13 protein-coding genes are annotated in these 12,917 nt (G+C 55.2%); 5 read left to right on the forward strand and 8 right to left on the reverse strand.

Features of this window, described 5'->3' with window-relative positions:
• Positions 1-7 precede the first annotated feature (7 nt).
• Genes phnK through phnG form a run of 5 tightly spaced genes read right to left on the reverse strand, consistent with a single transcriptional unit; the run spans position 8 to position 3,983 of the window.
• Entirely contained in the window at positions 8-781 is a 774-nt protein-coding gene (gene phnK, locus IT893_RS00990; protein WP_197147628.1) for a phosphonate C-P lyase system protein PhnK, read from the reverse strand.
• Positions 782-789: 8 nt separating this feature from the next.
• The gene (locus IT893_RS00995) at positions 790-1,716 is read right to left on the reverse strand and encodes an alpha-D-ribose 1-methylphosphonate 5-phosphate C-P-lyase PhnJ (RefSeq protein ID WP_197146545.1); all 927 of its coding nucleotides are present in this window, start codon (positions 1,714-1,716) and stop codon (positions 790-792) included.
• Between the two features lie 4 nt (positions 1,717-1,720).
• Positions 1,721-2,854 (reverse strand): carbon-phosphorus lyase complex subunit PhnI, encoded by a 1,134-nt coding sequence (locus IT893_RS01000; protein ID WP_064781256.1) that lies wholly within the window; start codon positions 2,852-2,854, stop codon positions 1,721-1,723.
• 2 nt (positions 2,855-2,856) lie between these two features.
• A complete protein-coding gene (gene phnH / locus IT893_RS01005) occupies positions 2,857-3,486 on the reverse strand; it encodes a phosphonate C-P lyase system protein PhnH (protein WP_197146546.1) in 630 nt (209 codons plus the stop codon).
• Positions 3,483-3,983: a phosphonate C-P lyase system protein PhnG gene (gene phnG / locus IT893_RS01010; protein ID WP_197146547.1), complete on the reverse strand. Its 501-nt coding sequence runs from the start codon at positions 3,981-3,983 to the stop codon at positions 3,483-3,485. The genes phnH and phnG overlap by 4 nt, the downstream gene beginning before the upstream one ends.
• 133 nt (positions 3,984-4,116) lie before the next feature.
• Here phnG and phnF point away from each other — a divergent pair, with 133 nt between their 5' ends.
• On the forward strand, positions 4,117-4,830 hold the full coding sequence (phnF, locus tag IT893_RS01015; protein ID WP_008889703.1) for a phosphonate metabolism transcriptional regulator PhnF: 714 nt from the start codon (positions 4,117-4,119) through the stop codon (positions 4,828-4,830).
• 25 nt (positions 4,831-4,855) lie between these two features.
• On the opposite strand, the gene IT893_RS01020 is transcribed toward phnF, so the two are convergent.
• The gene (locus IT893_RS01020; protein ID WP_063089269.1) at positions 4,856-5,491 is read right to left on the reverse strand and encodes a trimeric intracellular cation channel family protein; all 636 of its coding nucleotides are present in this window, start codon (positions 5,489-5,491) and stop codon (positions 4,856-4,858) included.
• Positions 5,488-6,468 carry a LysR family transcriptional regulator gene (locus IT893_RS01025; protein WP_197146548.1) on the reverse strand — a complete coding sequence of 327 codons (981 nt, stop codon included), beginning with the start codon at positions 6,466-6,468 and terminating at the stop codon, positions 5,488-5,490. Before IT893_RS01025 ends, IT893_RS01020 begins: the two co-directional genes overlap by 4 nt.
• A 104-nt stretch (positions 6,469-6,572) precedes the next feature.
• Here IT893_RS01025 and pcaH point away from each other — a divergent pair, with 104 nt between their 5' ends.
• From pcaH to map, 4 genes are all read left to right on the forward strand, one after another.
• A complete protein-coding gene (pcaH, locus tag IT893_RS01030; RefSeq protein WP_120225792.1) occupies positions 6,573-7,286 on the forward strand; it encodes a protocatechuate 3,4-dioxygenase subunit beta in 714 nt (237 codons plus the stop codon).
• 3 nt (positions 7,287-7,289) lie between these two features.
• Positions 7,290-7,919, forward strand: a complete 630-nt coding sequence (pcaG, locus tag IT893_RS01035; protein ID WP_197146549.1) for a protocatechuate 3,4-dioxygenase subunit alpha — start codon at positions 7,290-7,292, stop codon at positions 7,917-7,919.
• Between the two features lie 194 nt (positions 7,920-8,113).
• The gene (locus tag IT893_RS01040) at positions 8,114-9,784 is read left to right on the forward strand and encodes a GGDEF domain-containing protein (protein WP_197146550.1); all 1,671 of its coding nucleotides are present in this window, start codon (positions 8,114-8,116) and stop codon (positions 9,782-9,784) included.
• Positions 9,785-9,832: 48 nt separating this feature from the next.
• On the forward strand, positions 9,833-10,582 hold the full coding sequence (map, locus tag IT893_RS01045) for a type I methionyl aminopeptidase (protein WP_064781250.1): 750 nt from the start codon (positions 9,833-9,835) through the stop codon (positions 10,580-10,582).
• 110 nt (positions 10,583-10,692) lie between these two features.
• Here map and IT893_RS01050 read toward each other — a convergent pair whose 3' ends face one another.
• Positions 10,693-12,885: a malate synthase G gene (locus IT893_RS01050; RefSeq protein ID WP_197146551.1), complete on the reverse strand. Its 2,193-nt coding sequence runs from the start codon at positions 12,883-12,885 to the stop codon at positions 10,693-10,695.
• Positions 12,886-12,917 lie beyond the last annotated feature (32 nt).

Below are 12,917 nucleotides of genomic sequence, written 5' to 3' on the forward strand. Positions count from 1 at the left end.
GCCCCGGTCAGTTTTGCAGAATGGAAGAAACAAGCAGCTGGGTATAGGGATGCTGCGGGTCATCAAGAACCTGATCGGTCAGGCCATGTTCAATGACCTTGCCCTGTTGCATCACCATCAGCCGGTGCGAAAGAAGTCGTGCCACTGCCAAATCGTGGGTGACGATGATCACCGCAAGATTAAGGTCGTGAACCAGCCCGCGCAGCAGATCGAGCAATCTGGCCTGAACGGAAACATCAAGCCCACCCGTGGGTTCGTCCATAAAGACGAGGCGCGGGCTGGTTACGAGGTTGCGGGCAATCTGCAAACGTTGCTGCATGCCGCCCGAAAAGGTCGATGGCAGATCATCAAGGCGCTCTGACGCGATTTCAACCTTGCCAAGCCAGCTGTCCGCATTGCTGCGGATGTTGCCGTAATGACGGTCACCAATCGCCATCAGTCGTTCGCCAATATTGGCTCCGGCACTGACATTCATGCGCAGACCATCACGCGGGTTCTGATGCACAAAGGCCCAATCGGTGCGCATCAAAAGGCGACGCTGGGCTTCGGACATTTGATACACATCGCGCACGCCATCAATGCGGGTCTGATATTCAACCGTCCCGTTGGTCGGTTCCTGCTGGGCGGAAATGCTGCGCAGCAAAGTGGACTTGCCAGATCCGGACTCGCCAACGATGCCAAGAACTTCACCGGGGCGGAGTTCAAAGCTGACATCCTTGCAGCCAACCCGGTCGCCATACATCATGGTCAGGTTGTCCACGCGCAGAAGTGGTTCGTTCATCTTGGTCATTATTCTGCTGCCTTTTCGTGATCTGCGCTACCTAGGGGTTGGTCATGATTTTGCGGTCCGCGATGGCCGGCTTCCTGTCGTTCCGCGCAGTAATCGGTGTCCGAGCAGACAAACATTCTGTTACCCTGATCATCGAGGATGACTTCATCAAGGTAACTGTCGCGCGCACCGCACATGCCGCATTCGTCTTCCCAGGTCTGAACTTCGAACGGATGGTCTTCGAAATCGAGGCTTTTGACCTTGGTGTAGGGCGGCAGGGCATAGATGCGCTTTTCGCGACCAGCCCCGAAAAGCTGAAGGGCCGCCATATTGTTCATTTTCGGATTGTCGAACTTTGGTGTCGGCGACGGATCCATCACATAGCGATCATCGACCATCACCGGATAGGCATAGGTCGTCGCGATATGACCATGGCGTGAGATATCTTCATAAAGCTTCACATGCATCAGGCCGTATTCTTCAAGCGCGTGCATCTTGCGCGTTTCGGTCTCGCGCGGCTCAAGGAAGCGCAGCGGTTCGGGGATTGGCACCTGATAGACAAGAACCTGATCTTCGCGCAGTTCCTTTTCCGGAATGCGGTGGCGGGTCTGAATGATCGATGCCTCGGCGGTCTTTTCCGTGGTGGCCACCTGTGCGGTCTTGGCAAAGAATTGGCGGATGGAAACCGCGTTGGTGGTGTCATCTGCCCCCTGGTCAATGACCTTAAGCGTATCATTCGGGCCGATTACGGCGGCCGTTACCTGAACGCCGCCCGTGCCCCAGCCATAAGGCATCGGCATTTCGCGCCCGGCAAACGGCACCTGATAGCCGGGGATCGCCACGGCCTTAAGCAGGGCGCGCCGGATCATGCGTTTGGTCTGTTCATCAAGATAGGCAAAGTTATAGTCCGGTGCCCCGTCGGCCGGATTTTTGACAGTTTGTTCCATGGGATTACTCCGCGGCCTCGGGTTGGGATGTGCCATTCTCAGCTTCGGCTTTCGCCAGACGTTCTTCGACCTCGGCGCGCATGCGACGCACCAGTTCAAGTTCGCCCTGGAAATCGACATAGTGTGGCAGCTTGATATGTTCGACAAAGCCGGTGGACTGGACATTGTCGCTATGTTCCATCACGAACTCGCTGTCCTGTGCAGGGCCCATGATCTGTTCGCCCATTTCATTGGCGCGCATGGCACGGTCGACCAGCGCCATCGAAATGGCCTTGCGCTCGTTCTGACCAAACACAAGGCCATAGCCACGGGTGAATTGCGGCAGCTTGGTTTTTGATCCCTTGAACTTGTTGACCGTCTCGCACTCGGTCAGTTCGATGTCACCGATATCAATCGCAAAGCCGAGTTCTTCGGGCTCGATCTCGACCGAAACGGTGCCATAGCGGATCTCGCCGACAAAGGCGTGGCTGTTGGCATAGCCGCGCTGGGTTGAATAACCCAGTGCCAGAACAAATCCCTCATCCCCGCGCGACAGGTTCTGCAAACGTAAATCCCGTCCGGCCGGGAACTTGACCGGCTCACGGGTCAAATCGGCAACCGGGGCATTTTCATCGACCGGAACCGGTTCATCCTGAATAAGACCTTCATAGTTCAGGATGTCATCCAAAACGCGTGGCATATTCTCATCGATCGGATTTTCACCACTTGGTGCCTCGGTCGGTGCCTCGCCATTGGCCATCAGGGTGAAATCCAGCAGGCGATGCGTGTAGTCAAAGGTCGGGCCCAAGATCTGTCCGCCGGGCAAGTCCTTGAAGGTTGCCGAAATGCGACGTGAAACATCCATCTCGGCGGTTTTGATCGGTTTGGAAAAGGCAAAACGCGGCAGCGTCGTGCGATAGGCGCGCATCAAAAAGATCGCTTCAATCAAATCACCACGGGCCTGCTTGATGGCAAGGGCGGCCAGATCGCGATCATAAAGTGACCCTTCGGCCATGACGCGGGTGACGGATAGCGACAGTTGCTGTTCGATCTGATCAGTTTCGATTTCGGCAATGGTCTTGTCGCCGCGGCGCTGCTCGGCCAGAAGCTTGTGTGCATTGTTGATGGCGCGTTCGCCACCTTTTACTGCAACATACATGATTAATTGACCTCGATCCGGGTGGTGCGCGACAGGGCGGCGATCTGGGTGTCGCTTGCGAAAATCACATCAACGCCGCACGGAAACAGGTGATGGTTTTCTGCGCGCCATGCATGGAAGCTTGCGGGCAGGGGCAGGCCCTCGATGCATAGGTTGTGCGTATCCTTGATGCCCGGCCCCTGAAGGGTCATGGACGGGCGATCTGAAATCTCATCGACCATCAGGATCAGGGTTGCCGATTGATCAGGATATTCCGCATTGCCAACGGCAAGATCGGTGACAAAGGACAGATCATCGGAAATGCGCGCAACCGCAAAATCGGCCTGTTTGACATCCGTGCTGAGCGGGCAACCGCAATGGAATTTCAAATGATCGCCGGCGGCCTTGGTCGCGCAACTTGGCGATAGCCAGATGGTCGTATCCATATCTGCCATGGCAAGAAGCGTTGCAGTGGCGGCTTTGTTCAGGCCATCGGGTGCGGAAACACTGACCGGCAGATCATAAATGCGACCGGGCCGCGACATCGCATCCAACAGGGCTCGGAAGACAGCGTTTGAATCAAATGCCGCATGGTCAAAACCGGGCAGCAATTCACTTGTCTGGGCGAGGGTTGATTGGGGTTGGGGCGTCATTCGTCTTCTCCGCGGACAAGGGTGAAGAAATCAACTTTGGTGGCGGCAACCTTGCGGGCATGATCGCGTTTGGCCGCGGCCTGTTCGGCGGCCAGGGTGTCGATGAAATCGCCTGCCGATCCGTCGCGCAACATCACCGCATCAAACAGGGCGGCATATTGCGCCTGAATACGATCACGTCCCTTGACGTAGGAATGCCCGACAGTGCCGTCTGACAGCGTGACGGCACAACGCGTCACGGTCATTTCACCAAGGTTAAACCGCTGCCCGGCACCACCAGCGCGGCCGCGGACCATCACCATGCCGATTTGCGGTTCGCGCAGGTGCGTCCAGCTTTCACTGCCATGATTTTCCGACCATTCGGTTTCAAGGCGTGCACGGGATGTGCGGGCCAGAACCGACATCCATTTTTGGCGCGCGGCAATATGCGGATCGGTGGGGGTGTCTGCATTCCGGTTTTGATCTGTCCGGGCATTCGGGGCGGGGTGCGCCGTCATCAAACTGATCCCTTTTCAACTTATGTCGACAAATTCAAAATTTGTCTAGACGTCTATACCTATTGACGTTATAAGACGATCCGGAGCCAAAGGCAAAGGTCTTGCGGTGAAAGTTTTGTGAACGGGGAATGCAATGGATTGGGAACCGGGCCTATCTATTTGGAAGCAAATAGAAAAGCAGCTTCTGGCTGATATCTCTGACGGCGTTTTCACACCCGGCGAAAAGATGCCGACCGAGATGGAATTGGTCCGGCGCTTTGGGGTGAATCGCCATACGGTGCGCCGCGCCATGGCCGCACTTGTCGATTCCAATGTTGTCCGTGTCGAACAGGGGCGCGGGGCTTTTGTTCAGGAACAGATCCTTGACTACCCGCTTGGTTCCAAAACCCGGTTCTCGCAGATCGTATCGGGCCGTCATCGATTGCCCGACAAACGCCTGATCTCGTCCGAGGTCCTTAAAGCCAATTCGACCATCGCGCAGTTCCTGGATGTCAAACCGGGCACGCGGGTGATCGAGCTGTTTTCGGTATCCGAGGCCGATGGTGTACCGCTTGCGGTTGCGACAAGTTATCTTCCCGCCGCGCGCTTTGACGGCATTGTCGAGATATTTGTCGAAACCAAATCGCTTACGGAGGCCTTCAAGCGCTTCGGGATTGATGATTACACACGAAAGACCACGCGCATTTCGGCAACGCTTCCGTCATCACGTGTTGCCAACCTGCTTAAACAGGCGCGCAATCGACCTGTGATTTCGACGGAAAGCGTCGATGTTGATTCCGCAGGCGCGCCAATCGAATATGGTGTGACCGCCTTTTCAAGCGATCGGGTTCAGTTGATCGTCGAGTAGGGAATGGGACAGCGGGTGTGCTGCCCTAGTATTCCCGACCCGGACGGGCCCTGTAGACCGGGAAGCTTAGCTTGAACTTGATCGCACATGCCCGCATCAGGAATGCGGCAAAGAACGCAATCACGGCAATCGGTCCGCGCGGCAAATCAAGGATCGCTGTTCCAATCACATAGATCCCCGCTCCGACCAGTGCACAGGTGATATAAATCTCCGGGCGCAGGATCAGCGGGATTTCGTTACAGACAACATCACGCACCATCCCGCCAAAGGTGGCCGTGATCATGCCCAGAACGATTGCGACCAACGGGGATACGCCCAGATTAAGGCCGATGGCCGCCCCGGTGACCCCGAACATCGCCAGTCCGAGCGCATCCAGCCACAGCAAGGCGACATAGCGTCGTTCAACCAGATGGGCTGTGAAGTATGTGATGACGGCAGCCCCGATGCAGGTCACAAGCCAGGTGGTGTCTCGTATCCAGAAAACTGGTGTTGCCCCGGTAATGACATCGCGCACAGTACCGCCGCCGATGCCGGTAAAGGTCGCAATCAGGACAAATCCGACCATGTCCATCTGACGACGGGATGCCTCAAGCGCGCCGGTAATCGCAAAAACGGCGACCCCTGCCAGTTCAAGCCAATAGATGATTTCAGTAATCGTCATGATGTCCTTTGCGGGGCCTGCCCGTGATCTGTGGGTTGCGAAACGGGGTGTTCTATCGGCATTCGCAATCTGGTTGCGGCAACATCTTCAAGCTGTTCACGTAACCAGAGATGCGATGGATCATGTTGATAGCGTTGGTGCCAACACATGAAAATAGGAAGATCAAGCGTGCCCTTTTTTAGACCCGCGAGCGGCATCGGCGCACGGGTAAAATCACGCAGCGCATGTTTTTGGAGAAGGCTTGGCAAGGTTGCGATCATATTACTTCCGCGCAGGAATTCGGCAATGGCGGTAAAGTTCGGTACCCGCAAAACGATGTTGCGCTCAACACCCTGATTTTCAAGCATGTCGTCAAACTCAAGCGTGCGGTTATTGCCATAGCGCACCGTGATATGGCGCGCGGATAGATAATCGTCATCGCTTTGTGGGGCGTCGCGCATATCCGGATCATAAAACACCATGTAATGATCTGTCAGAAGACGCTTTTGCACGATATCCACACCTTCGGGTGGACGCGGCGAAATCAGAAGGTCGCAATGATTTTCGCGCAACAAGGCCGGTCCGGGCAGAAGAGACGGCACCACCGTCATCCGGATATTGGCAAGCGCGCCTTCCAGATTGCGAAACAGCGTTGGTAACAAAAGATCACGCTGCAGATCGTTGGCGGCAATGGTCAGGCTCATGGATGCGCCATCGGGCTCGAAATGCGCACCACTGGCAAAGGCCTGCATCTGATCAAGAAGAAACCGCGCCTGTTCGGCCAGTTTTTGCGCATGCGCGGTCGCCACGATCCCGCGCCCGGATTTGGTGAAAAGCGGATCGCGCATGATCCGGCGCAATTTTGTCAGGTTATGACTGACCGCAGATTGCGTCACGCCAAGCCGTTCGGCCGCGGCTGTGACCGACCCTTCTTCCAGAACGGCCAGAAACAGACGCAGCGCATGGCCGTCCAGTTCCAAATGATCAAAATTGCTCATGAATAAGATGATAAATGATGCATTTATTTTATGCAATTGGCCGCGCAGGATGCGTTTAACGCGGACATTCAACAGTCCGGAGCATCATCTGCGGAGGAAAAATCATGGAATTCTATCAGCGTGACAGAACGCTGCAGCCAGCAGGTTACACCCCGATCTACAAGACATCGGTTGCGCGGTCACCGCGCCAGTCGCTTTTGTCCCTTCAAGGATCCCTGTCGGAAATTACTGGTCCGGTCTTTGGTCAGAACGAACTGGGGCCGCTTGATAACGACCTGATCCGCAACTATGCCAAGGATGGCGATCCGATTGGCGAACGCATCATCGTTCATGGTCGGGTTCTGGATGAAAACAACCGTCCAGTCCCCAACACGCTGGTCGAATTCTGGCAGGCCAACGCTGGCGGACGCTATCGCCACAAAAAAGATACCTACCTTGCACCAATTGATCCGAACTTTGGCGGCTGTGGCCGCGCGCTGACCGATGAAAACGGTTACTACTTTTTCCGCACCATCAAGCCGGGTCCGTATCCATGGCGCAACTACGTCAACAGCTGGCGTCCGGCCCATATCCATTTTTCGGTATTCGGTTCCGGCTTTGCCCAGCGCCTGATCACCCAGATGTATTTCGAAGGCGATCCACTGATCAAGGAATGTCCGATTGTGCATGTCATCCCGGACGAAGATGCGATCAACCGCCTGATTGCACCAATTGATCTCAAGGGCTCAGTGCCGCTTGACACCATTGCCTACAAGTTCGACATCGTTCTGCGCGGCCGTCGTTCGACCCTGTTTGAAAACCGTCTGGAAGGAAACTGATCCATGGTGCAAAGCCTTGATTATCTCAAAGAAACTGCCTCCCAGACGGCGGGCCCCTATGTCCATATCGGGCTCATTCCCAATCAGGCCGGATTTGACATTTTTGAAAACAACTTCACCAACGTTCTTGCCGATGAAAACACCCGTGGGGAACGGATCATCATCGAAGGGCGGGTGGTTGATGGTACCGGAACGCCACTGCGTGATGCGCTGCTTGAAATCTGGCAGGCCAATGCAGACGGGCGTTATAACCACGAACTTGACCGTCAGAATTCTGGCAAGGTTGATGAGGATTTCCGCGGTTGGGGGCGGACGGGAACGGATTTCGATACCGCTGTCTATCGCTTTGAAACCATCAAGCCAGGCATGGTGTCCGGTCGCAATGGCAAAGACATGGCGCCGCATATCAACTTCTGGATCGTGGCACGTGGTATCAATATCGGGCTGGACACCCGGATGTATTTCGCCGACGAACAAGATGCGAATGCGGCTGATCCTGTTCTGAACCTGATCGAACAGAAAACCCGTCGCAAGACACTGATTGCTGATCGTGATGACAGCGGATCGATCCCGGTCTACCGGTTTGACATCGTCTTGCAGGGTGATGGCGAAACCGTTTTTTTTGACATCTAACAGCGCGTAAAACTGTAGGGGTAATGCGGCGACCGCCTTTTGCGGTTGCCGCATTTTTGTTCAATCAACTACTTAAAAAGCCGTCTGCTGATTCTTATATTCACGTTGATAAAAGCGGTGTGGTAAAACAACCGCTGCTGAGGGTTTCAAAATCAACAAAAAGACCCCGGTGATAGAGAGTGAGAGGATCAGCCTTGAACAAGTTGTTACAGGTCGGAATCCGCGTGCAAGTAGCTCTGGCAACAGCGCTGCTGCTGGTTGGCCTGACGGTACTGATGAGCTTTGTGATCGGAAAGCGATCCGGTACTGATCTGCAAAAGCAGATTGGTCTGGGCGTTTCTGATATTGCCCGTCAGATGGCTGATGAGCTTGACCGTACCATGTGGACCCACCGTGGCGAGGTTTCGGTCCTAAGCACGCTCTCTGTCCTGCAAGAGCTCGAAGATACCCAACAGATTTCAAGTATCGTCAATCGCCTAAGTCGAGAAATCCCGATCTTTACCTGGATAGGTGTGCTTGATCGCGACGGGACGGTGGTTGCGTCGACGAATGACTTGTTGCTCGGGGCTAATATCGCGCAGCGTCCGGTATTTCAGTATGGCAAGAACGGACAGTTCATCGGTGATGTTCATGACGCGAAACTGCTGGCTGAAAAATTCCCGCTTTATAACGGGGAGCCGATCCAGTTTGTCGATATTGCCGTTCCCCTGTTCAATAAAAACGATCAGTTCACCGGTGTATTTGCCACCCATCTGAGTTGGGAATGGGCCGATAATGTCCGCAAAACACTTTTTGCCGGGCAGGGGATCCATCGGGATGTCGATATATTTGTCGTATCTGCCGATGGCACCGTTCTTTTGGGGGCGGATGGGGCGCTGGTCGGATCATCGCTTGAACTTGATGCTCTGCAGCAGGCGCAGCGCAACAATATCGGATGGAAGATCAGCACTTGGCCGGATGGCGCAGAATATCTGACGGGCTATGCCCCGGCCGACGGTCATCTTGATTATGCCGGTCTGAACTGGTCAATCCTGGTGCGTCAGCCCGTCGAAGAGGCGCTTGAGCCGGTTTATGTCCTGCGCCGTGACATTATGGCGTGGGGGTTGGCGTTAAGTATCATCTCCAGCGTGATTGCGTGGTGGGGGGCTGGTTTCTTTGTTGGACCGATCGGCAAGATGGCCCGTTCGATCGAGGCGATGAAACGTGGCGAGATTGAACGTCTGCCCGACTTTGATGGCGCAAGAGAAATCAAGATCCTGTCAAACAGCCTCAATGCCTTGCTGGCTAAGCTCACGGAAAAGGACGCGGCCCTTGGCCAGATGGAACACATTGCCCATCACGATAACCTGACTGGGCTTGGCAACCGTCTGGCACTTGATGTCTATTTCGAACATGCCCTTGCCCATGCTGATCGCCACAAGACCCAGCTTGCGGTCATGATGCTTGATCTTGATGATTTTAAACCGATCAATGACAAGTTCGGTCATTCAGCTGGCGATGATGTCCTGCGCGAGGTCGCAAAACGGTTGCGCCGTTGTGTGCGCGGTGGCGATCTGGTTGTGCGTCTGGGCGGTGACGAGATGGTGGTGGTGTGTCATGTCGGAACGAGTGGCGAGGGTGAAGCCACAATGTTGGCCGAACGGATATTGAACGACATCCAGATGCCCTTCATTACCGGCGGCAATCGGGTTTCCATTCACATGAGCATCGGCATTGCCCTTTGTCCGGTGCATGGCAAGACCATCGATGTGCTTCTCGATCAGGCAGATGATGCGCTTTATGCTGCCAAGGCGCGTGGCAAGAACTGTTATGTGCTTGCGTCTGATGATGGTGAGCCGTCCGGCAGCAAGTCGTCGCTGGCATGAGATGCGGGTTTTCTTGACTTTGTCTCAGGGCATCGCAATAAGCATTTCATGACAATTTCATCCGAAAAAGAACTCGAACAATTGCGCAAGATCGGGCGAATCTGTGCCCGTGCGCGAGATGTCATGGGGGCGGCCATCGTCCCGGGGATCACAACCGCCGAGCTTGATGATATCGGCCGCAAGGTTCTTGAGGATGCCGGTGCGGTGTCCGCCCCGGAAAGCGAATACAAGTTCCCCGGTGCGACCTGTATCAGTGTGAATGATGCGGTTGCGCATGGTATTCCCGGTGATCTGGTTCTGGCCGATGGCGATCTGGTCAATATCGATGTTTCGGCATCCCTTGATGGCTATTTTTCCGATACCGGTGCCAGCTTCATCTGCGGCACGGCAAAGCCCGAAATCGCCAAGCTTTGCGAAGACGGCAAGAAAGCCATGTGGGCTGGTATCAAGGTGGTGCGCGACAAGGCGCCTATTCGCGAGATCGGGCTTAAGATCGAAATGTTCGCCCGCAAGGGTGGCTATACCCTGATCCGCAATCTTGCCAGCCACGGTATTGGCAAGTCGCTGCATGAACATCCCCACACCATCCCGACCTGGGATGACCCCAAGGAACGCCGCGCCCTTAAAAAGGGGCAGGTGATTACCATCGAACCGTTTCTGTCACGTGGCGCGAAATGGGCCCTTGATAGCGAAGATGGCTGGACGCTGTATGCTGATACTGGGGACGCAACCGTGCAGTACGAGCACACCCTTGTTGTCACCGAAAAGGGCTATGAAATCATGACGCTGGGGAACTGATCCCGTTTAAAATGTTGCAGTTTATGCTGCAGCATTTCTTGCAACATAAAAGCCGCCCGAATGTGTCGGGCGGCTTTTGTTTTGTGTGTGTTTGATATGTGGTGTCGCGATTACGAACCGTATTTTGCCTTGGCTTCACGGCGGCGCGCATGCAGGACCGGTTCAGTGTAGCCGTTTGGCTGTTCGCGACCCTTGAAGACCAGATCACAGGCGGCCGCAAAGGCGATGCTGTCATCGAAGTTCGGGGCCATGTTGCGATAGGTCGGGTCACCGGCATTCTGTTTGTCGACGACGGCGGCCATGCGTTTCATGGTTTCCATCACCTGTTCTTCGCTGCACAGGCCATGATGGAGCCAGTTGGCGATATGCTGGCTTGAAATACGAAGCGTCGCGCGGTCTTCCATCAGGCCAACATCATTGATGTCTGGCACCTTCGAACAGCCGATCCCGCTGTCGATCCAGCGCACAACATAACCCAGAATGCCCTGGGCATTGTTATCAAGTTCTTCCTGGATTTCGCTTGGCATCGGTTTGATGTCACCCAGACGCGGGATCGCCAGAATGTCATCAAGGCTTGCGCGTTCGCGTTTGCCAATCTCGTCCTGAACCGCGCGGACATCAACCTGATGATAGTGGATGGCGTGCAGGGTTGCTGCCGTCGGTGACGGAACCCAGGCGCATTTCGCACCGGCCTTGGGATGGCCGATCTTGGCTTCCATCATTTCGGCCATGCGGTCCGGTTTGGCCCACATGCCTTTGCCGATCTGGGCAACGCCCTTCATGCCGCATTCAAGACCGATATCGACGTTCCAGTTTTCATAAGCCGCGATCCAGTACTGGTCTTTCATCGCTTCCTTGCGGACCATCGGACCAGCTTCCATGCTGGTATGGATTTCATCACCGGTACGGTCAAGGAAGCCGGTATTGATAAAGACCACGCGGTCCTTGGCGGCACGGATGCATTCCTTGAGGTTGACCGTGGTGCGGCGTTCCTCATCCATGATGCCGACCTTAAGGGTATGTTCGGGCAGATCAATCGCCTTTTCGACAAAGGCAAACAGATCGTTGGTCAGCGTGACTTCTTCGGGGCCGTGCATTTTCGGCTTCACGATATAGACGCTGCCATGGCGGGAGTTCGAAAGTTCGTTATTGCCGATCACATCATGCTTGGCGATCAGGCTGGTGACCATGGCATCAAGGAAGCCTTCCGGGACTTCGTCGCCATTGGCATCAAGCACCGCGTCTGTGGTCATCAGGTGACCGACATTACGGATCAGCATCAGGCTGCGGCCCGGCAGGACAACTTCAGTCCCGTCAAAGCCCTGATAGGTCCGGTCCGGGTTCAGACGACGGGTGATCGTCTTGCCACCTTTTTCAAATTTTTCTTCAAGCGTGCCTTTCATCAGGCCAAGCCAGTTGCGATAGGCAACGGTCTTGTCCTCGGCATCAACGGCGGCAATCGAATCTTCGCAATCCTGAATGGTGCTGACAGCAGATTCCAAAATGACATCGCACACGCCCGCGGCATGTTCCTTGCCAATCGGATGCGTCGGATCAATGTGGATTTCGATATGCAGGCTGTGACGACGCAGCAGGACATCGGTCAGCTTGCCGTCCTTTTCGTTATACCCGATGAACTGAGAGGGCAGCTCAAGTGCGGTTTCGCTGCCATCAGACAGGGTGACAACCAGCGTCCACCAGCCTGATGCGTCTTCGCGCACTTCGTATTTCGTAGCATCGGCATGGTTGCCGGTTGCAAGCGGGGCGGCTTCATCAAGGAAGTTCGCGGCATAAGCCACAACCGCAGCACCGCGTTTCGGATTGAATGACTTGGTCTTTTCCTTGCCGTCGGCTTCGTCGATCACATCGGTGCCATACAGCGCATCATAAAGGCTGCCCCAGCGCGCATTGGCCGCATTAAGCGCATAGCGCGCGTTCATCACCGGCACGACAAGCTGCGGGCCTGCCACCCGGCCAATCTCCGGATCGACATGGGTGGTGGTGATATAGAAATCATCGCCTTCGGGCAGAAGATAACCAATCTCGGTCAGGAATTCCTTGTAGGCGGCCGGGTCGCGTGGCTGATCCTGACGCGACAGATGCCAGTGGTCGATCTTGGCCTGCAATTCGTCGCGCTTTGCCAGCAGCGCCTTGTTGCGTGGTCCAAGTTCAGTGACGAGCTTTTCAAAGGATGCCCAGAACTGATCGGAACTGATCCCGGTTCCCGGAATGACTTCGTTGGCCACCAGATCGTGCAGCACTTTTGCAATCTGAAGTCCGCCTTCTTGGATGCGTTGGGTCATGTTTTCTCTCACCAGACTTGGAACTGTTTCGG

The sequence above is a fragment of the Thalassospira sp. A40-3 genome (assembly GCF_015871485.1).
GTDB lineage: Bacteria > Pseudomonadota > Alphaproteobacteria > Rhodospirillales > Thalassospiraceae > Thalassospira > Thalassospira tepidiphila.